The sequence below is a fragment of the Streptomyces sp. NPDC058579 genome, from assembly GCF_042718575.1.
Classification (GTDB): Bacteria; Actinomycetota; Actinomycetes; order Streptomycetales; family Streptomycetaceae; genus Streptomyces.
The window spans coordinates 21333-46261 of sequence record NZ_JBHXPI010000031.1 but is presented as its reverse complement, the minus strand read 5'-3'; the positions used below and the strand labels follow the sequence as shown (position 1 = coordinate 46261).

The 24929-nt window shown below is 72.8% G+C and carries 21 protein-coding genes; 13 read left to right on the top strand and 8 right to left on the bottom strand.

What is annotated here, in order from left to right:
• The first annotated feature begins 171 nt into the window (after window positions 1-171).
• The 3 genes from ACFWRO_RS27245 to ACFWRO_RS27235 all read left to right on the top strand — a co-directional run bounded on the left by ACFWRO_RS27245 (window position 172) and on the right by ACFWRO_RS27235 (window position 5336).
• A complete protein-coding gene (locus ACFWRO_RS27245) occupies window positions 172-3021 on the top strand; it encodes a DEAD/DEAH box helicase (protein ID WP_384514176.1) in 2850 nt (949 codons plus the stop codon).
• Entirely contained in the window at window positions 3018-4355 is a 1338-nt protein-coding gene (locus tag ACFWRO_RS27240) for an SWIM zinc finger family protein (protein ID WP_384514175.1), read from the top strand. Before ACFWRO_RS27245 ends, ACFWRO_RS27240 begins: the two co-directional genes overlap by 4 nt.
• A 186-nt stretch (window positions 4356-4541) precedes the next feature.
• On the top strand, window positions 4542-5336 hold the full coding sequence (locus tag ACFWRO_RS27235; protein ID WP_384514173.1) for a chaplin: 795 nt from the start codon (window positions 4542-4544) through the stop codon (window positions 5334-5336).
• 26 nt (window positions 5337-5362) lie between these two features.
• Here the strand turns inward: ACFWRO_RS27235 and ACFWRO_RS27230 are convergent, their stop codons facing one another.
• A complete protein-coding gene (locus tag ACFWRO_RS27230) occupies window positions 5363-6022 on the bottom strand; it encodes a DUF2293 domain-containing protein (RefSeq protein ID WP_384514172.1) in 660 nt (219 codons plus the stop codon).
• A 123-nt stretch (window positions 6023-6145) separates the two neighbouring features.
• On the opposite strand from ACFWRO_RS27230, the gene ACFWRO_RS27225 reads away from it, so the two are divergent.
• Window positions 6146-6880 carry a hypothetical protein gene (locus ACFWRO_RS27225; protein WP_384514170.1) on the top strand — a complete coding sequence of 245 codons (735 nt, stop codon included), beginning with the start codon at window positions 6146-6148 and terminating at the stop codon, window positions 6878-6880.
• Window positions 6881-7257: 377 nt separating this feature from the next.
• Here ACFWRO_RS27225 and ACFWRO_RS27220 read toward each other — a convergent pair whose 3' ends face one another.
• Entirely contained in the window at window positions 7258-8469 is a 1212-nt protein-coding gene (locus ACFWRO_RS27220; protein WP_384514168.1) for a pyridoxal phosphate-dependent aminotransferase, read from the bottom strand.
• A gap of 87 nt (window positions 8470-8556) precedes the next feature.
• Between ACFWRO_RS27220 and ACFWRO_RS27215 the strand changes: the two genes are divergently transcribed.
• From ACFWRO_RS27215 to ACFWRO_RS27205, 3 genes are all read left to right on the top strand, one after another.
• Window positions 8557-9210, top strand: coding sequence for a winged helix-turn-helix transcriptional regulator (locus ACFWRO_RS27215; protein WP_384514166.1), 654 nt, complete (start codon window positions 8557-8559; stop codon window positions 9208-9210).
• A 97-nt stretch (window positions 9211-9307) separates the two neighbouring features.
• Entirely contained in the window at window positions 9308-9757 is a 450-nt protein-coding gene (locus ACFWRO_RS27210; RefSeq protein ID WP_384514164.1) for a cupin domain-containing protein, read from the top strand.
• A 104-nt stretch (window positions 9758-9861) separates the two neighbouring features.
• On the top strand, window positions 9862-10506 hold the full coding sequence (locus ACFWRO_RS27205) for a uridine kinase (RefSeq protein WP_384514162.1): 645 nt from the start codon (window positions 9862-9864) through the stop codon (window positions 10504-10506).
• Here the strand turns inward: ACFWRO_RS27205 and ACFWRO_RS27200 are convergent.
• From ACFWRO_RS27200 to ACFWRO_RS27185, 4 genes are read right to left on the bottom strand one after another with little or no spacing between them, the layout of a single operon-like run.
• Entirely contained in the window at window positions 10503-11399 is an 897-nt protein-coding gene (locus ACFWRO_RS27200) for a carbohydrate kinase family protein (RefSeq protein ID WP_384514161.1), read from the bottom strand. The genes ACFWRO_RS27205 and ACFWRO_RS27200 overlap by 4 nt on opposite strands.
• On the bottom strand, window positions 11396-12310 hold the full coding sequence (locus ACFWRO_RS27195; protein ID WP_384514159.1) for a pseudouridine-5'-phosphate glycosidase: 915 nt from the start codon (window positions 12308-12310) through the stop codon (window positions 11396-11398). Before ACFWRO_RS27195 ends, ACFWRO_RS27200 begins: the two co-directional genes overlap by 4 nt.
• A gap of 48 nt (window positions 12311-12358) precedes the next feature.
• Window positions 12359-13522, bottom strand: coding sequence for a hypothetical protein (locus tag ACFWRO_RS27190; protein WP_384514158.1), 1164 nt, complete (start codon window positions 13520-13522; stop codon window positions 12359-12361).
• Window positions 13506-14384 (bottom strand): hypothetical protein, encoded by an 879-nt coding sequence (locus ACFWRO_RS27185; protein WP_384514156.1) that lies wholly within the window; start codon window positions 14382-14384, stop codon window positions 13506-13508. The genes ACFWRO_RS27190 and ACFWRO_RS27185 overlap by 17 nt, the downstream gene beginning before the upstream one ends.
• Before the next feature lie 527 nt (window positions 14385-14911).
• Here ACFWRO_RS27185 and ACFWRO_RS27180 point away from each other — a divergent pair.
• Window positions 14912-15268 carry a cupin domain-containing protein gene (locus tag ACFWRO_RS27180; protein WP_384514155.1) on the top strand — a complete coding sequence of 119 codons (357 nt, stop codon included), beginning with the start codon at window positions 14912-14914 and terminating at the stop codon, window positions 15266-15268.
• Window positions 15269-15381: 113 nt separating this feature from the next.
• On the opposite strand, the gene ACFWRO_RS27175 is transcribed toward ACFWRO_RS27180, so the two are convergent.
• The gene (locus ACFWRO_RS27175) at window positions 15382-16641 is read right to left on the bottom strand and encodes an MFS transporter (protein WP_384514226.1); all 1260 of its coding nucleotides are present in this window, start codon (window positions 16639-16641) and stop codon (window positions 15382-15384) included.
• Window positions 16642-16835: 194 nt separating this feature from the next.
• The gene (locus tag ACFWRO_RS27170; protein WP_384514153.1) at window positions 16836-17369 is read right to left on the bottom strand and encodes a methylated-DNA--[protein]-cysteine S-methyltransferase; all 534 of its coding nucleotides are present in this window, start codon (window positions 17367-17369) and stop codon (window positions 16836-16838) included.
• A 218-nt stretch (window positions 17370-17587) separates the two neighbouring features.
• Between ACFWRO_RS27170 and ACFWRO_RS27165 the strand changes: the two genes are divergently transcribed.
• From ACFWRO_RS27165 to ACFWRO_RS27145, 5 genes are all read left to right on the top strand, one after another.
• Entirely contained in the window at window positions 17588-18520 is a 933-nt protein-coding gene (locus tag ACFWRO_RS27165; RefSeq protein ID WP_384514151.1) for an MHYT domain-containing protein, read from the top strand.
• Window positions 18521-18591: 71 nt separating this feature from the next.
• Window positions 18592-20730 carry an excinuclease ABC subunit UvrB gene (uvrB, locus tag ACFWRO_RS27160; RefSeq protein WP_384514149.1) on the top strand — a complete coding sequence of 713 codons (2139 nt, stop codon included), beginning with the start codon at window positions 18592-18594 and terminating at the stop codon, window positions 20728-20730.
• A gap of 218 nt (window positions 20731-20948) precedes the next feature.
• A complete protein-coding gene (locus ACFWRO_RS27155; RefSeq protein WP_384514147.1) occupies window positions 20949-21527 on the top strand; it encodes a TerD family protein in 579 nt (192 codons plus the stop codon).
• 92 nt (window positions 21528-21619) lie between these two features.
• On the top strand, window positions 21620-23578 hold the full coding sequence (locus ACFWRO_RS27150) for a TerD family protein (protein WP_384514145.1): 1959 nt from the start codon (window positions 21620-21622) through the stop codon (window positions 23576-23578).
• A gap of 265 nt (window positions 23579-23843) precedes the next feature.
• Window positions 23844-24872: a TerC family protein gene (locus ACFWRO_RS27145; protein WP_384514144.1), complete on the top strand. Its 1029-nt coding sequence runs from the start codon at window positions 23844-23846 to the stop codon at window positions 24870-24872.
• Window positions 24873-24929: the final 57 nt, after the last annotated feature.

The window sequence follows — 24929 nt, the reverse complement described above, 5'->3', positions numbered from 1 at the left end:
GGGCGAAGGCGGCAGAAGCCCTGTTCCCCGTCACCCTGCCGCCTGCCGCCCGGGCTGTCATCCGGTGCTGGGCCGCCCGGGCGAAGCGGCGCGAGGGCCCGTTGTCAGACCCCACCCGTAAGGTCGGAGATCCAGTCGGAATCCGTCGAGGAACGGGAGGTGAGCGGGACCGTGACCCAGCACAGCGCGCAGACCTGCGCCGCCGTCTTCCTCCCGGCCGCGCTGCCCCGGGAGGGGCGGGTCGCCTTCTGGTCCCCGGACGGCGGTCCGCTGCCCGTCGTCGCGGGCGCCGAGCCGACCGAGCTCACCGTCGTACGACGACACGGCGCCGGAGTCCGCAGCCGTACGGTCCCCGCCATGGCCCTCGGCGTCGCCGAGGCGCTCCCGGAGCTGGTCGCCGCCCGCCACCGGCCGGGCGCCCACCCCGCGGCGGCCTGCTGGGGTGCCGCCGCCCTGCACGCCCTGCACCTGGCCGCCAGGGGCCGGCTGCTGCCGGGGCTCACCGCCGACGACCTCGACGCCTGGCGGGCGGGGCCGCTGGACGCCGACGACATCGCGCATCTGCGGGCCGTCGCCGCCGCCATGCCCCAGGAAGCCCACGCGGTGCCCGTGCCCGGCCGCAGCCCGCTCCAGCTGCCCGAGCCGGAGGCGCTGGTGCGCGCCTTCCTCGACGCGGTCGCCGACACCCTGCCCCGTACCCCCGCCGCCGCCCACGCGGCCGGGGCACCCTTCGCCGCGCGCGCCGCCCAGCACCTGCCCCGCGCGCGTGCCTGGGCGGCCGAGGCCGCCGCCGGCATGGACGCCGGAGTCCGGGTCTCGCTCCGCCTCGACCTCGCCGGGTACGAGCTCTTCGACATCGCCGAGGAGGGCGGCGACGAGCGGCAGGCCGCCGCGGCCCTGCTCCAGGTCCACAGCCTGGCCGACCCCACCCTCGTCATCGACGCCGCGGCCCTCTGGGCGGGCGACGGCGACGAGCTCTTCGGGCCGCGTGCCCGGATCGACGCCGTCCTCGCGCTGCGCCGCGCGGCCCGCGTCTGGCCACCGCTCGGCAGGCTCCTGGAGCGCGACGTCCCCGATGTCCTCGCCGTCACCGAGGACGAGCTGTACGAGCTGCTCGGCCCCGCCGCCGCCCGCCTCGCCGACGCCGGGGTCGCCGTCCACTGGCCCCGCGAACTGGCCCGCTCGCTCAGCGCCTCCGCCGTCGTCCGCCCGCCCCTCGCCGCCCCGGGCTCCGCCACCGACGGCACGGCGTTCTTCGACAGCGAGGAACTGCTCCGCTTCAACTGGCAGCTGGCGCTCGACGGCGACCCGCTCACCGAGCGCGAGATGGACGCGCTCGCCGAGTCCCACCGGCCCATCGTGCGGCTGCGCGACCAGTGGGTGGTCGTCGACCCCGACCTGGTCCGCAAGGCCCGCAAGCGCGAACTCGGCCTGCTGGAGCCCGTCGACGCCCTCGCGGTCGCCCTCAGCGGCACTGCAGAGGTCGACGGCGAGACCGTCCGCGCCGTGCCCGTCGGCGCCCTCGCGACGCTCCGGGACCGGCTCGTCGCCGGCCCCGAGGAGATCGAGGCACCCGCCGGGCTCGACGCCACCCTGCGCGACTACCAACTGCGCGGACTGGCCTGGCTCGATCTGATGACCTCGCTCGGACTCGGCGGCTGCCTCGCCGACGACATGGGACTCGGCAAGACCGTCACCCTCATCGCCCTCCACCTGCGCCGGGCCCGCCGCGCTCCCACCCTCGTCGTCTGCCCCGCCTCCCTGCTGGGCAACTGGCAGCGGGAGATCAAGCGCTTCGCCCCCGGCGTCCCCGTGCGCCGCTTCCACGGCGCCGACCGCTCCCTCGACGGACTCGCCCCGGACTCCGGCCTCGCCGGCTTCGTCCTCACCACCTACGGCACGCTCCGCACCAGCGCCCCCCACCTGGCAGAACAGGAGTGGGGGATGGTCGTCGCCGACGAGGCCCAGCACGTCAAGAACCCCTTCTCCGCCACCGCCAAGGCGCTGCGGACCATCCCCACGGCCGCCCGCGTCGCCCTCACCGGCACGCCCGTGGAGAACAACCTCTCCGAGCTGTGGGCCCTGCTCGACTGGACCACCCCCGGCCTCCTCGGCCCCCTCAAGGCCTTCCGCTCCCGCCACGCGCGCGCCGTCGAGAACAACGAGGAGATCGAGCACCAGGAGGCCGTCGACCGCCTCGCCCGCATGGTCAGGCCCTTCCTGCTGCGCCGCCGCAAGTCCGACCCCGGCATCGTCCCCGAACTGCCACCGAAGACCGAGTCCGACCACCCCGTGGCCCTCACCCGCGAGCAGGTCTCGCTCTACGAGGCCGTGGTCCGGGAGACCATGGCGCAGATCGAGGGCGCCGAGGGCATCGCCCGCCGCGGGCTCGTCATGAAGCTGCTCACCTCGCTCAAGCAGATCTGCAACCACCCCGCGCAGTACCTCAAGGAGCAGACGGCCAAGGGCGGCGGCACCGCCAGGCTCGCCGGCCGCTCCGGCAAACTCGCCCTGCTCGACGAGCTCCTGGACACGATCCTGGCCGAGGGCGGCTCCGTGCTCGTCTTCACCCAGTACGTCTCCATGGCCCGGCTGCTCGCCGACCACCTGGCCGCCCGGGCGATCCCGGCCCAACTGCTCCACGGCGGAACGCCCGTGGCCGAGCGCGAGCGCATGGTCGACCGCTTCCAATCCGGTGACGTGCCCGTCTTCCTACTGTCGCTGAAGGCGGCCGGCACCGGCCTCAACCTCACCAGGGCGGGGCACGTCGTCCACTTCGACCGCTGGTGGAACCCGGCCGTCGAGGAGCAGGCCACCGACCGCGCGTACCGGATCGGCCAGACCCAGCCGGTGCAGGTCCACCGGCTGATCGCCGAGGGCACGGTGGAGGACACCATCGCCGAGATGCTCCGCGCCAAACGCGCCCTGGCCGACGCCGTCCTCGGCTCCGGAGAGGCCGCGCTGACCGAACTGACCGACCGCGAGCTGGCCGACCTCGTGTCCCTGAGGAGGCCGTCATGAACCGCCGCTCCGGCGCCTCGCCGCGCCCCGTCGCGGCCCGCCCCGGAACCGGGGCAAGGGCAGGGGCCGGATCCGGTGCCGGGAGGTTCGGGGGCCCGCGCCACGACGACCTGCGCCGTACGTTCCCCGCCCTCGCCCCGCGCGAGGCACCGGACGGCCGGTTCGCCGCCACCTGGTGGGGCAACGCCTGGGTGGACGCCCTGGAGGACACCGCCCTCGACCCGGCACGGCTGGCCCGGGGCAAGGCGTACGCGGGGCGCGGCCACGTCGACGCGATCACGGTCACGCCCGGCCGGGTCATCGCGTACGTCCACGGCACCCGCCCCCGCCCGTACCGCACCGAGATCCGTCTGCGGACGCTCGGCGACGACGGCTGGGAGCGGTTCCTGGACGAGGTCGCCGCCCGCCCCGACCACATCGCCGCCCTGCTCGACAAGGACGTTCCGCACGCCCTGGAGGCCGTCACCGGGTTGCTGCCCGCGCCCGGCGATCTCGTCCCCGACTGCTCCTGCCCGGACGACGGTTTCCCCTGCAAGCACGCCGCCGCCCTCTGCTACCAGTCGGCCCGGCTCCTCGACGAGGACCCCTTCGTCCTCTTCCTGATGCGGGGGCGCGGCGAGCAGGAGATCCTGGCCGCCCTCACCCACCGCAACGCGGCCCGCTCCGCCGCCGAGAAGAGCGCGACCGCCCCGCCCATGGCGACCGTTCCGGCCCGCACCGCCCTCGCCCCGCTGACGGGCCACGCCCTGCCCTCGCTGCCGCCGCCGTTCCCCCTGCCCGCCCAGCCCGGCCGCCCGCCCGTCTACCCGCCGGACCCGCACGCCCCCGACCCCCTCGCCCTGGACCTGCTCGCGTCGGAGGCCGCCGCCCGCGCCCACGCCTTTCTCGCCACCGGCCACGACCCCGTCGCCGCGCTCACCCCCTGGCAGGACGCCGTCCGGCTGGCCGCCGCCCACCCCGGCTCCGGACTCACCGCCTCCACTCGCGCGCTCTACCGCGACCTCGCGCACGCCCTCGACCGCACCCCCACCGACCTGGCCCGCGCCGTCGCCGCCTGGCGGCAGGGCGGCCTCGCCGGACTCACCGTCCTCGAAGAGCCCTGGGACCCGCCCGCCGGCCCCTTCGACCGGGCCCGACCCGCCCTGCTCGCCGCCGACCTCCCGGCCTTCCGCCCCTGGCGCAACCACCTGTCGACCCGCTCGCTCCAACTCCGCTTCGGCCGCGACGGACTCTGGTACGGCTACGAGTCGGACGCCGACCGCGAGGACTGGTGGCCGCGCGGCACCCCCGACGCCGACCCGGTCGGAGCACTCACCGACCTGCTGGGCCGCTGACCACCGGTCGCCCCCTTCGGGGCTGCGTGTCGCTTGTCGTTCGAACGGCAGCGTTTACCCCGTCCGTTCGAGGTCAATCCCACTCGATGGAGTGAAACCCGCCAACGGCCTGATCCGGCCTCGCCAGGATCGCGTTAATTGCGGTACGGGCGAATGCCCGTGAACACCTCCAGAAGGCAGGAAGCCATGAGGCAGATTCGCCGAAGTGGTCTGGCCACATTGATGGTCACGGGTGGCGCGCTCGCGCTCTCGGCGGGCGCAGCGCACGCCGACTCCGGCGCACAGGGCGCCGCGGTCGGTTCGCCGGGCGTCGGCTCCGGCAACACGCTGCAGCTGCCGGTGCACGTCCCGGTCAACGTCTGCGGGAACACCGTCAACGTCGTCGGACTGCTCAACCCGGCCGCGGGCAACCGCTGCGCCAACACGAGCGCGTCCGAGGGGTACGGCTCGGACGCCGAGGGCGGCGGCCGCAACCACAAGGACCAGCCCGGAACCCCGCGCAGCGGCGGCCACCCCGGCGGCGGCTCCCACGGGAGCGGTTCCCACCAGGGCGGCTCGTCCAACGGCGGCGGAGCCACCGCCGAGGGGATCGCGGAGGGCTCGCCCGGCGTGCTCTCCGGCAACGGCCTCCAGCTGCCGATCGACCTCCCCGTCAACGTGAGCGGCAACTCCGTCAACGTCGTCGGCATCGGCAACCCGGCCATCGGCAACACCGCCGTCAACGGTCCCGGCGAGCCCGAGGCGCCCGTCGAGGAGCCGAAGCCGCCGGTGAAGGAGGAGCCGAAGCCGCTGCCCGCCCCGGTCGACGACGAGGCCGAGGTCCCGGCCCCCGCCCCCGCGCCCGGTCCGCAGGGCGACTCCGTCGAGCTCGCCAGCACCGGCTCGGACGTCGTCGGCTACGCCGCCCCGGCCGCCGCCGCGATGCTGCTCGGCGGCGCGCTCCTCTACCGCCGCTCGCGCCGCACGGGCGCCCAGGTCTGAGACCCCCCGCGCGGTACCTCCCGGCCTCACACGGGCCGCCAGGCCCGGAGCACCGCCTCGATGGCGGGTGCGACGTTCGTCCGGGCCTGGTGCCGGGGAACCCCGCGCATGAGCAGCGTGTCGTACTCGGTGTCGACATGCCGTACGGCGGCCCGCACCGCGGCCGTGACCGCACCCCGGTCGAGCGCGCGCCCCGCCGCCGTACGCCCCACCCGGCCACTGCCCTTGTGGGAGGCGTGAGCCGCGATCTCCGCCGCCCGGTCCACCGGACAGTGCGGGAAGAGCCGCAGGATCTCCGCCTCGAGGGCGACCGTGACCGCCGCGTCCCGCTCCGCACGGCGGGCCGCGTCCCGCGCCCGCCGCCGCGACCGCGCCTCCGCGTCCGCGAGACAGGCCGCCTCGGCCCGGGCGAGCGCGTCCTCCTCGACGAGGAGGCCCTGACGTTCGTACCGGGTACGGCGCCTGTTGTGCCGTACGACCACCGCCCACAGCGCGCTGCCCTCCCGGGCCCGCCGGGTGAGCGCGGTGTTCCCGCGCCGCAGGAACACCAGATGGCCCAGGTCGGCGCAGTCCAGGCAGACCGGAGCGTTGAACTCCACGATCATCCGCTCCAGCGGTCCCTGGGAACACTCCGAGCAGCGGCGGCGCTTGAGCGGTTCGACGACGACGGGTGCGACCAGGTCCACGGCGGCCTCCTCAGCCTCGGTCTCGGCTTCAGCCTCAGCGCACCCCGGCGCGGACGCCGCGAAGATGTTCGGTGCTTGATATTCGTTCGATTTCACGCCCCATCACCCTCTAGGGTCTGTCGCGTGGCAACGAAACTCAATCAGATCATCGCAGTGGAGAAGGGCGTCAAGTCCAGGGCGCAGCAGGACCTGACGGCGGCACATCACGGGCTGCAGAAGCCCGCGTTGCTCGCCGGTATCTCCCGTACCTACCAGCCCAAGGACGAGGAGGGCGAGCAGCTTCCGCCCGAGTCCACGCTGGTGCAGGTGAAGGCCGAGGACGTGCTGCGCGACACCGCGCGGGCGTTGACGCGGCTCTTCGATGTGACCGCCACCAAGGACTGGTCCAACTGCGAGGCGCGCGCCGACATCACCGTCGACGGACGTGTGCTGGTGGGCCAGGTGCCCGTCGCCTACCTCCTGTTCCTGGAGAAGCAGCTGACGGACATCCACACCTTCGTCCGCAAGCTGCCCATCCTCGACGCGGCCGAGTCGTGGACGCAGGATCCGTCGACCGACGCGTGGAAGACCGAGGTCGTCCGTACGGTGCGGACGAAGAAGGTGCCGCGCAACCACGTCAAGGCGGAGGCGACCGACAAGCACCCGGCGCAGGTCGAGGTGTACTACGAGGACGTGCCGGTCGGTTACTGGACCACGGTGAAGTTCTCCGGCGCCCTGCCGGCCCGGCGCGTGAACGAACTCCTGGAGCGGGTGGAGAAGCTCCAGCAGGCGGTCAAGTACGCCCGTGAGGAGGCGAACAGCGCCGAGGTCACCGACCAGCGGGTCGGCGACGCCGTCTTCGGCTACCTCTTCGGGTAGCGGGACACGGGACAACCCATGAACTCCCCGGCCACAGAACACGGTCGGGGTGCGCGAGGAGCGCAAAGCTGAAGCTGAGCCTTGTCGTGAATGCGCGGCCCTTCTGAGAAGGGTCGCGTTCAAACTCAGACTATTGCTCCAGATTCAGTATGCGCCGCTCATCGCCGGATCGACCGGGCCCGGGCCCTGGTGCGTCGAAATGCCAGTTCGAATCTGGTCGGCCGAGCTCGATCGGCCGTGGTCCAACGGCAGGACGCGACGCAATGACGACTGACCCGGGCTCTTAAGTGTGCCGGCGTGTGATGTGAGCGGCATCGACCAGGGTCCGGGGGCAGGCTACGCCCTCGGACCCGCTCCATTTCCCCCGTCTTCGCCGTCTACTGGCGGTAGCCGCTGAGGAAGCGCCCGATGCGGCTGATCGCCGCGTCGAGATCGTCGGCGTACGGCAGGGTCAGGATGCGGAAGTGGTCCGGGCGGGGCCAGTTGAAGCCGGTGCCCTGCACCACCTGGATCTTCTCGCGCAGCAGCAGGTCGAGGACGAACTTCTCGTCGTCGTGGATCCTGTGCACCTTCGGGTCGAGCCGCGGGAAGGCGTAGAGCGCGCCCTTGGGCTTCACGCAGGAGACGCCGGGGATCTCGTTGAGCTTCTCCCACGCCTTGTCGCGCTGCTCGTGGAGCCTGCCGCCCGGGGCGGTGAGCTCGTGGATCGACTGCCGGCCGCCGAGCGCGGCCTGGATGGCGTACTGGGCGGGGGCGTTCGGGCACAGTCGCATGGAGGCCAGCATGGTCAGGCCCTCCAGATAGCTCTTCGCGTGCTGCTGCGGTCCGCTGACGACCAGCCAGCCGGAGCGGAAGCCCGCGACCCGGTAGGTCTTGGAGAGCCCGCCGAAGGTGAGGACGACGAGATCGGGGGCGAGGGAGGCGGCCGGGTAGTGCACGGCCTCGTCGTAGACGATCTGGTCGTAGATCTCGTCGGCGAAGACCATCAGTCCGTGGCGGCGGGCGAGGTCGAGGATGCCCTCGACGATCGCGCGCGGATACACCGCGCCCGTGGGGTTGTTGGGGTTGATGATGACGACGGCGCGGGTGCGGTCGGTGATCTTCGCGGCCATGTCGTCCAGGTCCGGGTACCAGTCGGCCGACTCGTCGCAGAGGTAGTGCACGGCCTTGCCGCCCGCGAGGGTGGTCACCGCCGTCCACAGGGGGAAGTCGGGGGCGGGGATCAGCACCTCGTCGCCGTCCTCCAGGAGCGCCTGGACGGCCATGGAGACCAGCTCGGAGACTCCGTTGCCGAGGAACACGTCGTCGACGTCGACCTCCGGCAGGCCCATCGCCTGGTAGCGCTGCGCGACCGCGCGCCGGGCGGAGAGGATGCCGCGGGAGTCCGTGTAGCCGTGGGCCTTCGGGAGCATCCGGATCATGTCCTGGACGATCTCCTCGGGCGCCTCGAACCCGAAGAGCGCGGGGTTTCCCGTGTTGAGGCGCAGGACGCTGTGGCCCGCCTCCTCCAGGGCGTTGGCGTGCTCGATGACCGGGCCCCGGATCTCGTAGCAGACCTCGCTCAGCTTGCTCGACTGCCGGAACTCCATGCGACGACCTCCCCAGACGTAATGGTGCTGCTTGGTTTTACCAAGTTCAAGCTTGGAAAGTCCAACAACTTGTCTAGACTGCGTCGCATGCCACGTCGTCGAAGCTATGACCAGTACTGCGCCGCCGCCCGTGCCCTCGACGCCGTGGGCGACCGCTGGACCCTGTTGATCGTCCGTGAACTCCTCGCCGGGCCGCGCCGCTACACGGACCTGCACGCCGACCTCCCCGGAGTCAGTACGGACATGCTGGCCGGCCGCCTCAAGGACATGGAGGGCGCCGAACTCGTCACGCGCCGCCGCCTGCCCGCGCCCGTCTCCGCGTACGTGTACGAGCTCACGGCCCGCGGACGCGAACTGCTCCCCGTCCTGCGGGCCCTGGCGCAGTGGGGCGCACCCGCCCTGGAGGAGCCCCGGCCGACCGACGCGGTACGCGCCCACTGGTTCGCCGTCCCGCTGATGGGCGCCCTGGAGGGCGCGGTGACGGGAGTCGTCCAAATGACCCTGGGCGAGGGCACGTTCCACGTACGGGTCGGGGGTGACGGGCCGCCCGCCTATGGAGACGGACCGCCGGTCGATCCCGCCGACGTCGTGCTGCGGACGGACTCCGCGACCTGCCGAGCCCTTGCGGGCGGGGAGACGACGCTCACCCGGGCGGTGCGGGACGGTCGGATCGAGGTGACCGGAGACGGCGTTTCGGCCGGTGAACTGCGGGAGCGGCTCCTGTCGGTGGCGATCGACTGATCGTCAATCCCCGTCCGGCTCATCACCCTTACGGGTAGCGTAGGGCTGTTTGGCGGCCTGGAGACGAGGGCCGCGGGGAAGCGGGAGGGGCTGCTCCATGGTGATCGACGTCCGCACCGACCGGGGGACACCGGCCGGTGAGACCCTGGTGGTCGAGCGGGCGGGCACGCGGGAGGAGGCCCGCGGCACGCTCGCGAAGGGAACCTCCGCCGGAACGCTCCGGATCAAGCCGCCCAAGGGCCGGACGGACGTCGTCTTCCGGACCGTCACGCTCGCCCCCGGCGACTCCACCGGCTGGCACCACCACCCCGGCCAGATCATCGCCGTCGTCCAGTCGGGCACGCTGACCCGCTTCCTGCACGACTGCTCCGTCGAGACCGTGTCCGCGGGCGAGGCGTTCGTCGAACTCGCGGGCCGCAGGAACCGGCACATCGGACACAACTTCGGCACCGAGCCCGTCGTGCTCTACATGACCTGCCTGCTGCCCCAGGGCGCGCCGCTCGCGATCGAGGCGGAAGCGCCGGACTGCGCGCTCCGCCTCACCTAGCGGTGTGCGGCCGACGCGGCGGCCGGCCGGTCCCGGGCAGCGGTCCGCGCCGCGATTCATAGACTCGATGCTCGAACCCTGACGCCCATGACAAGGTCAAGCCCGTGCGATTCGAAGCGATCACCTGGGAGCGCCTCTCCGAGGCGCTCGCCGCGCACATCGACGGCGCGATGCCCGGTGACGGGAGTGCCTGGCTGAAGGTCGGCATCGACGGGGCGCCCGCGGCCCCGACCCGGGAGACCGCCGAGCGGATCGCCGAGGCGTTGCGGGTGCGTGGCCGGTCCGTGCTCGTCGTCGGCACGGGAGGGTTCCTGCGGCCCGCGTCGCTCCGCTACGAGTACGGGAAGCAGGACCCCGACTCGTACTACAGCGGCTGGTTCGACACCGGAGCGCTCTGGCGCGAGGTGTTCGGGCCGCTGGAGGCGGGCGGCAGCGGGCGCGTCCTGCCCGACCTGTGGGACCCCGTCACCGACCGCGCCACCCGCAGCCCCTACACGGAACTGCCGCCGGGCGGAGTCCTCGTGGTGCACGGGCCGTTCCTCCTCGGGCACTGGTTCCCCTTCGACACGACCGCGCATCTGCGGCTCTCGCCCGGAGCCCTCGCGCGCCGCACCGAGGAGCCCTGGACCCTGCCCGCCTTCGAACGGTACGAGAAGGAGGTCGGCCCGTCCGACGCCGCCGACGTGGTCGTCCGCGCCGACGACCCGCGCCACCCCGCCTGGACCGGCCTGCCCGGCGACGGGCCCTAAGGGCGCGTCGCCGGCGGGCGCCCGCCCACCACCGTCACGGCCACCGCGCCCGCCCGGCAGCCCGCCTCGGCCGCCTCCAGGGCGTCCGCGCCCGCCAGCAGGGCCGCGAGGAACGCCCCGGTGAAGGCGTCGCCCGCGCCCGTGGAGTCCACCGGCCGTACGTCCGGGGCCGGAACGCGCCCCGTCACCGCGTCCGCCTCGGCGACCAGCGCGCCCCCGGCGCCGAGGGTGACCGCGACCAGCGGGAACGTACGGCTCAAGGTCTTCGCCGCCTCGGCTGGATCGGCGCATCCCGTGAGCAGCAGTGCCTCGTCGGCGTTCGGGAACAGCGCCTCCACCCCTCGCGCGGCCGCGAGGAACCTCTCCACGCCCAGCTGCTTCAGGAACCCCGCGGACGCCGGGTCCACGCTCACCGGGATCCCCGCCTGCCGCGCACCGCGCATCGCCCGCAGCGCGGCGGCACGGCTCGAGTCGGCGAAGAAGAGGTACCCCGACAGATGGAGGCGCGCCGCCCCGTCGAGGAACGCGTCGGACCAGTCGGCGGGGGAGATGCGCAGCGCCGCGCCGCTGTCGGTCAGGAACGTGCGCTCGGCGCCCGCGTCGACCAGGGATATCACCGTCGCCGTACCGACCTCGCCGTCCGCGACGAGCAGCGGTCGCACGCCCGCCCGGCGGAGCGCCGCGTCGTGCCACACGGCCTCGTCCGCGCCGACCCGGCCGAGCAGCGCCACCGACGCGCAGCCCGAACGCGCCGCCCAGCAGGCTACGTTGGCCCCGGCTCCGCCCGGCAGCCGGCGGATCTCGGCGGCCGTGTCGGTCGCCGGAGCGAGCGGCGTCCGGTGCCGGGCCACGATGTCGGTGACCACGTCGCCGACGACCAGGAGACCGCTCATGCGCCGACGCCGGCGTACGCGGCGGCGATCCGCGCCCCGAGCCGCACATTGCCGCGCACCGCCGCCAGGTTCGCCTCCAGGGACGCCCCGTCCGTGTGCACCATCAGATACTCCAGCAGGAACGGGGTGACGGCCTGGCCGCCGATCCCCTTCTCCTTCGCCGCCGCGAGGCCCTGGGCGAGGACCCGGTCGTGCAGGGCCGGATCCAACTGCTCGGCCACCGGGACCGGGTTGGCGACGACCAGCGCCGCGTACGGCTCGCCGAGCCCGTCCTTCGCCCGTATCACCCCCGCCACCTCCTGGGGGGTCCGGAGCGTCCAGTCGACCGGCTCCCCGGAGGAGGCCAGGTAGAACCCGGGGAAGTGCTCCGTCCCGTACCCGACCACCGTCACGCCCAGGGTCTCCAGGCGTTGCAGGGTCGCCGGGACGTCGAGGATCGACTTCACGCCCGCGCACACCACCGTGATCCCGACCCGGGAGAGCAGCCGCAGATCGGCCGACTCGTCCTGCGTCTCGGTCCACTCCCGGTGCACCCCGCCGAGCCCGCCGGTCGCGAAGACCCGGATGCCGGCCGCGTCCGCCAGCCACGCGGTCGCGGAGACCGTCGTCGCGCCGGTCGCCCCGGTCGCGAGCGCGGGCGCGAGGTCGCGGTGGCCCAGCTTCCGGACCGTCGGGTCCTCCGCTATCCGCGTCAACCCGCCCTCGTCGAGCCCGACATGCGCGACGCCGTCGATCACCGCGATCGTCGCGGGCACGGCGCCCCCGCTCCGCACCAGGGCCTCCAGCTCCCGGGCCACGGTCAGATTGCGCGGGCGCGGCAGGCCGTGGGCGATGATCGTGGACTCCAGCGCGACGACGGGCCGGCCCTCGCGAAGGGCCTCCCGTACCTCTTCGGACACCTGTGTGGACATGTCCCATTTCTGGCCGACCACACGCCCCTCAAACCTCGGTGGCGTGCTTCAGCCACAGCGCGGCAGCCCGGGCAGCCGGCCCGCGTCGACCACCTGGATCACCGGTCGGGCGTCGGCGTTCTTGGCGTTGCCCACGCTGTACGCGACCGCCAAGGCGCCGCCCCTGGCCTGCGCGTAGCCGTACGCGGGCGTGATCCGCGCGTACGAGCCCGAGCTCAGGTCCAGGGCGTACGAGGTCTCGGGGGTGCGCCAGGTGACCAGACGGCCGCTGATCCGCAACTGGTCCATGCCGTCGACGGCCGGCGAGGTGGTCACGACCGCCGTCGCCCGCGCGTCCCCCGGACGCCACACCATCAGCCGGGGCGCGGACTCGCCCTCCACCCAGGCCCAGGTGCCGCCGTCGGAGACCGCCGCGCGGATGTCACGGAGCCCGGCCAGGGAGCCGGGCAGCGCGGCCGGCCGGCCGTTCGCGAGGGAGACGGCGGCGAGCCGGGTGCTGGAGCCCGCCGACTCGCGCCACACGAGCAGCCCGCCCGCGGCGAACGGCGTGTCCATCACGCCCGTACGCAGGGCCCTGGGGGCGCCGCCGGCCGCCGGGGCCGCGTACACCGTGGCCCTGCCGTCGCCGACGCCCTGCGCCCAGTGGACCGTGCCGTCGCGGACGACCGGCTGGGGGAGCGGGCCCGGCCGGTCGGCCCGGGCGAGCCGCCGGGACGCGCCCGTCTCGGCGTCCCACACGTACAGGCTCCACGGGCTGTCCAGGGTCCGTCCTTCCAGGACGGCGAAGGCGGCCCATCTGCGGCCGTCGAAGTCGGCCGCGAGCACTTGGTGCTCGACGGGGTCGGCGAGGTCGAGCAGCGTGCGGGGCGTGCCGCCCGCGCGGATCAGTGCCGCCCGGCGGCGGTCGCCGCCGGTGAGCTGGACGACCGTCCAGCCCGGTCCGGTGTCGGTGAGCACCGCCCGCTGCCCGGCCGGGGTCCGCAGCTCGCCCGCGTCGAGCGCGGAGCGCCAGGCGGTGGGGAGCCCGACCTCGCACGCGGCCGCCAGGGCGCTCGGCCGGGGGACCGGTGCGGTGGACCGGTCCGGCGGCACCGGCTCGGGGCCCGACCGCGCCGACGAGCATCCCGCGAACAGGACGCCCGTCAGCAGCAGCGCGAGGGCGCGGGCCCCGGCGGGGGAGGACGGCAGGGGTGTCTTACCAGACGTAGCCACGGCCGCCCATGATGGTGGTGATGGTGTCGGACGAGATGCGCGCCGACTTGGGGACGGAGCCCGCCCACGAGATCACGCTCGTGCTCACCCCGCCCACCGGGTCGAGGTAGTTGACCTGTCCGGCGGCGTTGGCGGTGTTGTAGCCGTCGATCGAGACCCAGTGGAATATCTCCACGTTCGGGTGACCGACGAGGTGCGGGCCGCCCGGCACCTCCCAGGCGTTGCCCGCGATCGCGTAGTCGTTGTCGGTGTTGTGCGTGATGTGCTGCTTGAAGTTCGCCTTGTCGGTGGCGCTCGGGGTGTACGGCAGCGCCCGGGGCACGTAACCGGCGCCGGGCAGACGGCTGTTCAGGGCGTCGGCCATCGGATAGCCGGTCGGGTTGGGCACGTTGATGTTGATTCCGTACCAGGCCGTGCCGCTGGTGCTGGTCCTGAGCAGGTTCGCCGCGTCCTGCTGCGAGCGGCCGGCGACCCCGTCGCGCGCGGACTGGGTGATCACCAGGGTGGCGGGTCCGCACCAGTACGAGGTCTTCTGCGACTGGTGGAGTCCGCCGGAGACCTTGTAGCCGACGAGCGCGGCCCGGGTGCGGACGCCGTCGAAGCCTCTGCTCGCCTCGGCCTCCTTGGCGGCGCTCAGTCTCAGCTGGGCCGCGGTGAGCCGCTGCGGGCCGAGGGTGTCGTGCGCGGCCTTGTAGGAGGCGCCGGGGGCCAGCTGCTCGGAGGCGCCGGGTCCGGTGGCGGCCTGGGCCGAGGGGGCGGCCGTGACGGCCGAGACGGCCGCGAGGAGCGCGGCGGCGGTGAGGGCCGCGGTGCGGCGGGCGGTGCGGGGGATGGTGCGGGGAGCGATGGATATCGCGGGCATCACACTCTCCTGTCGGAGGTGGGGGAGGAGGTCACGAGGGAGCTTGACGCGCGCACGCCAAGCTGGACAGGGGGCTCGGTGGATTCCGTCCGACCAACATTGGGCGCACCAAAGGCGCCATCCGTGACCAGCGGGGACATCGGTCCGTAACCTGCCCCGCCACCCCCGGTTTTCGGCCGTGCGGCGCCGCGATGCCGCCCTCGTCGGCGTACGCGTATGAGCCATTCCGCCCCCGAAGGGGCCGAGGTGTCCATCTGTCACCTATACGACGCCGGACCGCTCGACTTCGACCCGAGTTAGGCCAACTGGGCGCGTACGACACTGTGTACGAAATCAGTGGCCGGGCTGCCGCGGTGGCCGGGCGGAAGGGCGGGCGGCCGTTCGGGTGCCGGTCCGAGGCCGTGCTTCGGATTCCGTCGCCGGCGAGCGGTCCGGTGAAGTCTCCTGGTCAGGCGGGAAGTGGAGTCGATTCCTCCACCCCGTCCCGGGCGTGGGGCGGCCCGGAGGCCCCGCTACAGTCACCCGCCATGACGACACATGACCAGGCCTCCTTCGCCGTCCACATCCCCGACGCGGAGCTGGAGCCCGAGCCGCTCGACCCCGCCCAGATCGTCTCCGGCACGCCCGAGGTGACCGGCAAGGTCCTCTGGGAGTCCGCCGACGGCAAGCAGGTGCGCGGCATCTGGCAGATCACCCCCGGCGTGGTGACCGACACAGAGGCCAACGAGCTCTTCGTCGTCGTCAGCGGGCGCGCCACCGTCGCCGTCGAGGGCGGTGCCACGCTCGAGATCGGCCCGGGCGACGCGTGCGTGCTGCGGGAGGGCGACCGGACCACCTGGACGGTGCACGAGACGCTGCGCAAGGCGTACCACATCAGCCTCTGAGGGCTCCGGCCTCGGGGCGACATCGGATATTGGATCTTGGATATCGGATCCAATATTTCCAGATCTTTGGATCCGATATCCAAGATCCAATATCCGATGTTCGCGCGGGGCCGTCAGGCCGTCCGGCGCAGGACCCCGCGTACCGCCAGCGCCGCCATCGGCAGCAGCAGGCACGCGCCCACCAGGTTCAGCCAGCCGTAGCCCGCCTCGGCCACGATCAGCCCCGCCATCAGACCGCCGACTCCCGCGGCGGTGTTCATCATGAAATCCGACAGACCCTGCGCCGCCGCCCGGGCGGCCTGGGGCACGGAGTCCGTGAGCAGGGCCGAGCCCGACACCAGGCCCGCCGACCAGCCCAGGCCGAGGACGAAGAGGCCCGCGGCGGTCTGGCCGTGGCTCGGCCCCGCCGTGCCGGCGAGCAGCGCGGCCACGGAGAGAAGGCCGACCGCGAGCCCGATGACGGAGAGCCGGCCGAGCCGGTCCGACAGCCAGCCCATGACGGGCGAGAAGGCGTACATGCCGGCGATGTGGCCGCTGATGACGAGGCCGATCAACTGGATCCCGGCGCCGTGATGGCTCAGGGCCACCGGGGTCATCGACATGATCGAGACCATCGCGGTGTGCGAGGCGGCCACGGTCACCAGCGCGAGGCGGGCGCCGGAGGACTCCCGTACGGCCCGGATCCCCGCCCGCAGCGAGCGTGCGTCGGCCTCCTGGCCCTCCTCGGGGGCCGCCAGGGCGCGGGCCGTCAGGAGCGGGTCGGGGCGCAGCAGAAGCGCCACCACGAGCGCGGCGACGAGGAAGACGCCGGCCGCCCAGACGAAGGGTCCGGCCGCCGCCGGGATGCCGAGGCCGGCCACGCTCTCACCGGCGGGCGCGGCGATGTTGGGTCCGAGGACCGCGCCGATGGTCGTGGCCCAGACGACGGTGGAGATGGATCGGGCGCGGCGGTCCGGTTCGGCCAGGTCGGCGGCGGCGAACCGGGCCGCGAGGTTCGCCGAGGACGCGGCGCCGAACCCGACCAGACCGGCGAGGAGCAGCGGGAAGCTGTCGGCGACGGCCCCGAGGACGACGACTCCGGCGCCGAGCGCCCCGATCAGATAAGCCAGGACGAGCCCGGGCCGCCGCCCGCGCGCGCCCATGAGGGCGGCCAGCGGCATGGCGAGCAGCGCGGGTCCGGCCACCGAGGCGGTCGAGGCGAGGCCCGACAGGGCCTCCGAGCCGCTCACCTCCTTGGCCAGGACGGCGGCGAGGGCGATACCGGTGGCTATGCCGAGCCCGCCGAGTATCTGCCCGGCGATCAGCACGGCCTGTATGCGCCGCCGCAGCGCGGCTATTCGGCCGGCGGCGGCCGCGTCAGACGCGCCGGCCAATGGGCCGGCCGATGCGCCCGCCACGGCGTCGGCCACCGGGCCGGACGCCTTCGTCGGAAGCGCGTCGACAGGCGAGCCGGGGGAGCCAGGGAGGCCGGAGGAGCCAGGAGAGCCGGCGGCGTCAGGGGCATCGGGGCTGTTGGTCACTGACGTGAGTGTGCCAGCCGCCCCCACCCCTGAGAACGCCCCGTGCCTCAGAAGAGCGGCTGCGGCAGCACGCCCTCCAGGGCGAGCAGCGTCCGCTTGGTCTCCAGGCCGCCTCCGAAGCCGCCGATCCCGCCGTCTCTCTCCACCACCCGGTGGCACGGCACGACCACCGGCAGCGGATTGGCGCCCATCGCCGCCCCGACGGCCTGGGCGGCGCCCGGCTGCCCGACCCGCTTCGCCAGGTCTCCGTACCCGACGACCGCCCCGAACCGCACCCCCTCCGCAAGCTCGCGCAGCACCTGGCGGTTGAAGCCCGTCGTCAGCGTCCAGTCGAGCGGCAGGTCGAACGCGCGCCGCCCGCCCGCGAAGTACTCGGCGAGCTGCCGTATCGGCTCGGCGAGCCGGCCCGAGGCGCTCTGCACCGGCTCCGCGCCGAGCTGCCCCGCCAGCCGGCCGACCGCCGCCTCCCGTACCGCCTGGTCGGCGTGGAAGACCACGCTCACCAGGCCGCGATCGGTCGCCGCGAGCAGCAGCGGGCCGATGTCGCTCGGCACGACCGCCCATTCCACCGTGGTGTCCATGAACCTCACCGTACGGCCGGCCACTGACATCGCGGTCGTCACGGCCCGGTCTCGTCTCGGTCTCACCGTCGCCAATTCCCGGACCTCGTGGTCGTACGGTCCTCGGCGCGCCATAATCTCGCCCCGGTAGGACTACTCAGCGGTACCGACTGATTTCGGACGACGTGACACCAGACGTGACACCAGACGTAACACCACGGGGTGGAGGGCAGACGCTCATGCAGGGCACGGTCGACGGTTTCAGTTACGGCCTCGTCACACCGGTCGCCGCCTTTCTCATGGCGTGCCTCGGCGGCGCCCTGGGCCTGCGCTGCACCACGAGATCCCTGCGGCACCGCGACACCTTCAAGGCCGGCTGGCTCGCCCTCGGCGCGACCTCGATAGGCACCGGCATCTGGACGATGCACTTCATCGCGATGATCGGCTTCTCCGTCGACCGGGCGCCGATCAGCTACGACCGCCCGATCACCTTCGCCAGCCTGGGCGTCGCCATCCTGATGGTCGGCATCGGCATCTTCATAGTCGGCTACCGCGGCGCCACCGCGCTCACCCTGGTCACCGGCGGCACCATCACCGGTCTGGGCGTCGCGACCATGCACTACCTGGGCATGGCCGGAATGCGGTTCCAGGGGACCATCGACTACGACACCCCCACCGTCGCCCTCTCCGTGGTGATCGCCGTCGTCGCGGCCACCACCGCCCTCTGGGCGGCCGTCTCGGTCCGCGGCTTCCTGGCCAGCGTCGGCGCAAGCATGGTGATGGGCCTCGCCGTAAGCGGCATGCACTACACGGCCATGGCGGCCGTCAACGTCCATGTGCACGGCATGGGCGGCGCCACCGGCGGCGGTGACTCCGCCACCTCGCTCCTCCTGCCGATGCTGATCGGCCCGGCGGTCTTCCTGCTCCTGGCCGCCGTGGTCGTCATGTTCGACCCGCTGCTCGTGATGGGCGACCCGGACTGGCAGCGCCCCACCACCCACGGCCCGTACCGCCCCGGCGTGCCCGCCCAGCGCCGTGCCCCCGCCTACGGCGAGCCCGCGAACTGGTCCTCCCGGCAGCCCCCCGGACGCGGAGCGCGCGGCACACGCGCGGGCCGCAGGAGCGCCGGCCGGACCGCCGGCCGGGGCGCGCACCGCTCCCAGGAGTGGTGAGACCGGGGTTTCCGAGCGCCCGGTGAGCCGGGGGAGGCCCGACTGTCAGTGGGGGGTCGTACGGTGGTTCCATGCGGCCCGTTTCCCAGATCGAACGTACGGTGGCGCCCTTCGAGGTCGTCAGTCCCTACCAGCCCAGCGGCGACCAGCCCGCGGCGATCGCCGAGCTCGAACGGCGCATCCGCGCGGGCGAGAAGGACGTCGTCCTCCTCGGCGCGACCGGCACCGGAAAGTCCGCGACCACCGCGTGGATGATCGAGAAGCTGCAGCGCCCCACGCTCGTGATGGCGCCGAACAAGACGCTGGCCGCCCAGCTGGCCAACGAGTTCCGCGAGCTCCTGCCGAACAACGCGGTCGAGTACTTCGTCTCGTACTACGACTACTACCAGCCCGAGGCGTACGTCCCGCAGTCGGACACCTACATCGAGAAGGACTCCTCGATCAACGAGGAGGTCGAGCGGCTCCGCCACTCCGCGACGAACTCGCTGCTGACCCGCCGGGACGTCATCGTGGTCGCGTCCGTCTCCTGCATCTACGGTCTCGGCACCCCCCAGGAGTACGTGGACCGGATGGTCCCGCTCAAGGTCGGCGAGGAGATCGACCGGGACCAGCTGCTGCGCCGCTTCGTCGACATCCAGTACACGCGCAACGACCTGGCGTTCACCCGGGGCACCTTCCGGGTCCGCGGCGACACCATCGAGATCTTCCCCGTCTACGAGGAGCTCGCCGTCCGCATCGAGATGTTCGGCGACGAGATCGAGGCGCTCTCCACGCTCCACCCGCTCACCGGCGAGATCATCAGCGAGGACCACGAGCTGTACGTCTTCCCCGCCAGCCACTACGTGGCGGGCCCCGAGCGCATGGAGAAGGCGGTCAACGGCATCGAGCGCGAGCTGGAGTCCCGCCTCGCCGAGCTGGACAAGCAGGGCAAGATGCTCGAGTCGCAGCGGCTGCGCATGCGCACCACGTACGACATCGAGATGATGCGCCAGATCGGCTCCTGCTCCGGCATCGAGAACTACTCGATGCACTTCGACGACCGCGAGCCCGGCTCCGCCCCCAACACGCTCCTCGACTACTTCCCCGAGGACTTCCTCCTCGTCATCGACGAGTCGCACGTCACGGTCCCGCAGATCGGCGCCATGTACGAGGGCGACGCCTCCCGCAAGCGGACCCTGGTCGACCACGGCTTCCGGCTGCCCTCCGCGCTCGACAACCGCCCGCTGAAGTGGGAGGAGTTCCAGAAGCGGATCGGCCAGACCGTCTACCTCTCGGCCACCCCCGGCACGTACGAGCTGTCGCGCGGCGACGGCTTCGTCGAGCAGATCATCCGCCCCACCGGCCTCGTCGACCCCGAGGTCGTCGTCAAGCCCACCGAGGGCCAGATCGACGACCTGGTCCACGAGATCCGGCTGCGCACCGAGAAGGACGAGCGGGTCCTCGTCACCACGCTGACCAAGAAGATGTCCGAGGACCTCACCGACTACTTCCTGGAGCTCGGCATCCAGGTCCGCTATCTGCACAGCGACGTCGACACCCTGCGCCGGATCGAGCTGCTGCGCGAGCTGCGGGCCGGCGAGTACGACGTCCTGGTCGGCATCAACCTGCTCCGTGAGGGACTCGACCTGCCCGAGGTCTCGCTCGTCGCCATCCTCGACGCCGACAAGCAGGGCTTCCTGCGCTCCGGCACCTCGCTGATCCAGACCATCGGCCGCGCGGCGCGCAACGTCTCCGGACAGGTCCACATGTACGCGGACACCGTCACGCCCGCCATGGAGAAGGCGATCGACGAGACCAACCGCCGCCGCGAGAAGCAGGTCGCGTACAACACGGCCAACGGCATCGACCCGCAGCCGCTCCGCAAGAAGATCAACGACATCGTGGCCACCATCGCCCGCGAGGAGGTCGACACCGAGCAGCTCCTCGGCACCGGCTACCGCCAGGGGAAGGACGGCAAGGGCGCCAAGGCCCCCGTGCCCTCCCTCACCGCGCACGCCCCCAAGGGCAAGCCCAAGGGCGGCAAGGCGGGCTCCACGGTCGAGCTCGGCGACCGCCCGGCGACCGAACTCGCCGCGATCATCGAGGAGATGACCGACCGGATGCGCGCCGCCGCGGCCGAGCTGCAGTTCGAGGTGGCCGCCCGGCTCCGGGACGAAGTGGGAGAGCTGAAGAAGGAGTTGCGCCAGATGAAGGAGGCGGGACTCGCCTGACACGACGGGCGGACAGCGGGCGGACGGGCCGTGGACGGCGGGTGACCGGCAGGTGGTCGGTGGTGCGGCGGGCTGCCCGTCCGGAGTGCCCGGTGTGTTGCAAGACCGACACAAAACCGCTCCCTCTCTGCTGCGCTGTCAGTGCCCCTGCGTAGGGTGCTGGACAACCGCGCGCACAGCGGAGGCGGCGGCGGGGATCGCGAGAGAGGGGACAGCGCGTGACGGTCAACATGACCAAGGGTCAGGCCATCAGCCTGGAGAAGCAGGGCGGCGGCAGCCTGACGTCCGTACGGATGGGACTCGGCTGGCGGGCGGCGCCCCGTCGCGGCCTGTTCGGTTCGCGTACGCGCGAGGTCGACCTGGACGCCTCCGCGGTGCTCTTCGCCGACAAGCAGCCGGTCGACGTGGTCTTCTTCCGGCACCTGGTCAGCGACGACGGCTCGGTCCGGCACACCGGCGACAACCTGGTGGGCGGCGCGGGCTCGGGCGGCGACGACGAGTCGATCCTGGTCGACCTCCAGCGCGTCCCCGTCCACATCGACCAGATCGTCTTCACGGTGAACTCCTTCACCGGGCAGACCTTCCAGGAGGTGCAGAACGCCTTCTGCCGGATCGTCGACGAGACCAACGGCGAGGAGCTCGCGCGCTTCACCCTGGACGGCGGCGGCCAGTACACCGCGCAGATCATGGCGAAGGTGCACCGGGCGGGCTCGGGATGGCAGATGACGGCGCTGGGCAACCCGGCCAACGGCCGGACGTTCCAGGACCTCATGCCCGCGATCCTGCCGCACCTGTAGTCCGGCACCGCACCACACACCGTCAGCTCCCGGAGGCAGCAGGCCACCGGGAGCTGTCCCGCATCACCATCGGATCCGAGGGGACAGAGACGATGACGGCCGAGCTGGTCCGGGGACAGAACCACCCGCTGCCCGACACCCGACTGGAGATCCGGGTCGCGGCCGGTCATCCGGTCGTCGCCGGAGCCACCCTCGCGGACGAAGGAGGCCGGGTCGCGGGCGTCGAGTGGATCGCCCACCCCGGCTCGCCCTCGCTGCCCGGCGTCGAGGTCTCCCAGCAGGCCGCCGCCGACCACCGCCTCGCCGTCGACCTGGACGCCGTCCCGGCCACCGCGCACCGCCTGTCGGTCCTCCTCGCGCTGCCCGTCGGCGTCGGCGGACCGACCCGCTTCGGCGCGGCCGCGGCGCCCTTCGTCGCCGTCACCGGCCTCGACGGCGCCGAGATCGCCACGTACACGATCACCGGCCTGGACCGCGAATCCGCCGTCGTCGCCCTGGAGCTGTACCGCCGTCAGGGCGCCTGGAAGGTGCGCGCGATGGGCCAGGGGTACGAGGGCGGTCTCGCCGCCATGCTCGGCGACCAGGGTCTCCAGCGCCCCGCCGACCTGGCCGCCACGATCCTGGAGGCCGTCTCCCGGGGCCTGGCCCGCTCGGTCTCCGCCCCGCCGCCGCGCGTCCCCGAGGCCGAGCGCGTACGCCAGTCGGCGTCGACGGCGCCCGAGTCGCAGGCCACCGCCGCCGAACCGACGACGCCCACCGTGCCGGTGACCCAGACGTCCCCGGTGACCCAGCCGCCCCCGGCGACCCCGCTGCCCCCGCCGTCCACCCCCGTGCCCACGAGCACGGCCGGCGGCCCCATCGACTACGCCCACCCCCGGCGTCGCCAGGCGGCCCCCGAGCCGCCCCGGCAGGCCCCGCCCGTCCCTGTCGCGGGGGACGCGAGCGGCTGGTCCATGGACGAGCGGCTCTACAACCAGGTGTGGGGCATGTTCGAGGACCTCGCCCGTACGACCGCCGCGTACCGCAGCGCCTGCGAGTTCGCCGAGTCCCGGCTCGACAAGGAGCTCGACGGCCTGCTCTCCGACCCCCGGAGCCGCATCGGCGGCGCCGGGGACGCCGCCCGCGCCGCCGCCCGCGCCCGGCACGACGAGCTCACCGCCCGCGCCCAGGAGGTCCTGGACCGGGACCTGGACCAGCTCACCGCCGAGTCCGATGTCGTCGAACCGGCCCTGCCACCCGCCTACGCCCGCTGGGACAACCCCGTCTGGCACGCCTACCGGGTCCCCATGGAGGCCCCGATGGCCGTCCGCCTGGGCGACCTCCACCTCCCCGAGCGGACCGAGCTGCGCATCCCGATGCTCGTCCGGCTCCCGCTGGAGCGCGGGCTCTGGGTCGACATGGGGTGCGAGCACTCCGAGGCGGCGGGCCTGCTGGACGAGGCCGAGCTGCGCCGCCTCGCGATGGACACCGCCGTCGCGCACGCGGCCCGGCTGCTCGCGGTGTACCCGCCCGGCGAGTTCACGGTCCATGTCATCGACCCGGCGGGCACGGCCGCCGCGGCGCTCGCGCCCCTGGTCGAGGCGGGCGTGCTCGCGGGCCCGCCGGCCGCCGGAGCCACCGGGGTGCAGGACGTCCTCGGCCGGCTCATCGAGCGGGTGGACCTGGTGCAGATGGCGCTGCGGGCGGGCGCGCCCGACGCGCTGCCGCCCGGCCTGGACACCGCCGAGCAGCTCCTGATCGTCCATGACTTCCCGCACGGTTTCGACGACCGGGCGGTGACCAGGCTCCGGTACCTCGCGGACGAGGGCCCGGCGGTCGGGGTCCACCTCATGATGGTCGCGGACCGCGAGGACGCCTCCGCGTACGGCCCGGTGCTCGACCCGCTGTGGCGCTCGCTGATGCGGATCACCCCCGTACCGGACGACCATCTCGCCGATCCGTGGGTCGGCCACGCATGGATGTACGAGCCGCCGCTCTTCCCGTCCGGCAGCCGGGTGCTGTCCCAGGTCCTCGCCCGGGTCGCGGAGTCCCGTCGGCAGTGGGGCGGCTGAGCCGAGGGAGGCTGACCTGAAACGCCGTTGACCTGGCCCTTTGGGTCGCCTTTACCCTTGCCTTTACCTTTTCTTGGTTCTTCGGGTAGTGTTCTTGGCGCGGAGGGGAGTACTCCCCTAGCGCGGCGTTCCCGTCAATACGGACGTACCCCCGACCGGGGGTCGATCCCGGGGCGTCGGCCCGGCCTGTCCTGTACGGCCCGGGTGGAAGAGACCTCCGGCAGCGACGACGCTGATCAAGTAGCCGTACGACGCCGGAGGCGCAGTGGACGTTTCGACGACTCTCTGGGTGCTGACCATTCTCGGTCTGAGCGCCCTCATCGCGATCGACTTCTTCATCGGGCGCAAGCCCCATGACGTGTCGGTCAAGGAAGCCGGAATCTGGACGATCGTCTGGATCGCGCTGGCCGCGCTCTTCGGCATCGGACTGGCGGTCTTCGGCAACAGTCAGGCGTCCGGCGAGTTCTTCGCCGGATTCATCACCGAGAAGTCGCTGAGTGTCGACAACCTCTTCGTCTTCGTCCTGATCATGGCGAAGTTCTCGGTGCCCTCGCACCTCCAGCAGCGCGTGCTGCTCGTCGGCGTACTGATCGCCCTGGTCCTGCGCGCGATCTTCATCGCCGCCGGCGCCACGATCATCGCCAGCTTCTCCTGGGTCTTCTACATCTTCGGCGCGTTCCTGATCTACACCGCGTGGAAGCTCATCAAGGAGGCGCGCGCCGGAGAGGACGAGGACGACTGGGAGGAGAACCGTCTCCTCAAGTCGGTCGAGAAGAAGTTCGGCGTCGCGGACAAGTACCACGGCACGAAGCTCTTCATCAAGGTCAACGGCAAGCGGGTGCTGACCCCGCTGATGGTCGTCATGCTCGCCATCGGCACGACGGACGTCCTCTTCGCCCTCGACTCGATCCCGGCGATCTTCGGCCTGACCCAGGACCCGTACATCGTCTTCACCGCCAACGCCTTCGCCCTGATGGGTCTGCGGCAGCTGTACTTCCTGATCGGCGGACTGCTCAAGAAGCTGGTCCACCTCAGCTACGGCCTGTCGGTGATCCTCGGCTTCATCGGTGTGAAGCTGGTGCTGCACGCACTGCACGAGTCCGGGGTCCATGTTCCCGAGATCTCCATCCCGTTCTCCCTCGCCGTCATCGGTGGTGTCCTGGTCATCACCACGATCACCAGCCTCATCGCCTCCAAGAGGCAGGCGGAGCGCGAGGCCGTCGAGGCCGCCGCGAAGGGCGAGAGCCCGGCCGCCGAGGCCGGCGAGACCGAGAAGGACAGCGTCGGCGCCTGACGGCGTACGGCACCGTAGGAACGCACCGCGGCCGGTGCGGGCGGCTCACCACCGCCC

Excerpts from the sequence above, each read along its gene's own strand:
- ACFWRO_RS27240 (WP_384514175.1), top strand. The coding sequence starts at position 3,018 with ATGAACCGCCGCTCCGGCGCCTCGCCGCGCCCCGTCGCGGCCCGCCCC.
- ACFWRO_RS27235 (WP_384514173.1), top strand. The coding sequence starts at position 4,542 with ATGAGGCAGATTCGCCGAAGTGGTCTGGCCACATTGATGGTCACGGGT.
- ACFWRO_RS27220 (WP_384514168.1), bottom strand. The coding sequence starts at position 8,469 with ATGGAGTTCCGGCAGTCGAGCAAGCTGAGCGAGGTCTGCTACGAGATC.
- ACFWRO_RS27215 (WP_384514166.1), top strand. The coding sequence starts at position 8,557 with ATGCCACGTCGTCGAAGCTATGACCAGTACTGCGCCGCCGCCCGTGCC.
- ACFWRO_RS27210 (WP_384514164.1), top strand. The coding sequence starts at position 9,308 with ATGGTGATCGACGTCCGCACCGACCGGGGGACACCGGCCGGTGAGACC.
- ACFWRO_RS27200 (WP_384514161.1), bottom strand. The coding sequence starts at position 11,399 with ATGAGCGGTCTCCTGGTCGTCGGCGACGTGGTCACCGACATCGTGGCC.
- ACFWRO_RS27195 (WP_384514159.1), bottom strand. The coding sequence starts at position 12,310 with ATGTCCACACAGGTGTCCGAAGAGGTACGGGAGGCCCTTCGCGAGGGC.
- ACFWRO_RS27185 (WP_384514156.1), bottom strand. The coding sequence starts at position 14,384 with ATGCCCGCGATATCCATCGCTCCCCGCACCATCCCCCGCACCGCCCGC.
- ACFWRO_RS27180 (WP_384514155.1), top strand. The coding sequence starts at position 14,912 with ATGACGACACATGACCAGGCCTCCTTCGCCGTCCACATCCCCGACGCG.
- ACFWRO_RS27170 (WP_384514153.1), bottom strand. The coding sequence starts at position 17,369 with ATGGACACCACGGTGGAATGGGCGGTCGTGCCGAGCGACATCGGCCCG.
- ACFWRO_RS27165 (WP_384514151.1), top strand. The coding sequence starts at position 17,588 with ATGCAGGGCACGGTCGACGGTTTCAGTTACGGCCTCGTCACACCGGTC.
- uvrB (WP_384514149.1), top strand. The coding sequence starts at position 18,592 with ATGCGGCCCGTTTCCCAGATCGAACGTACGGTGGCGCCCTTCGAGGTC.
- ACFWRO_RS27150 (WP_384514145.1), top strand. The coding sequence starts at position 21,620 with ATGACGGCCGAGCTGGTCCGGGGACAGAACCACCCGCTGCCCGACACC.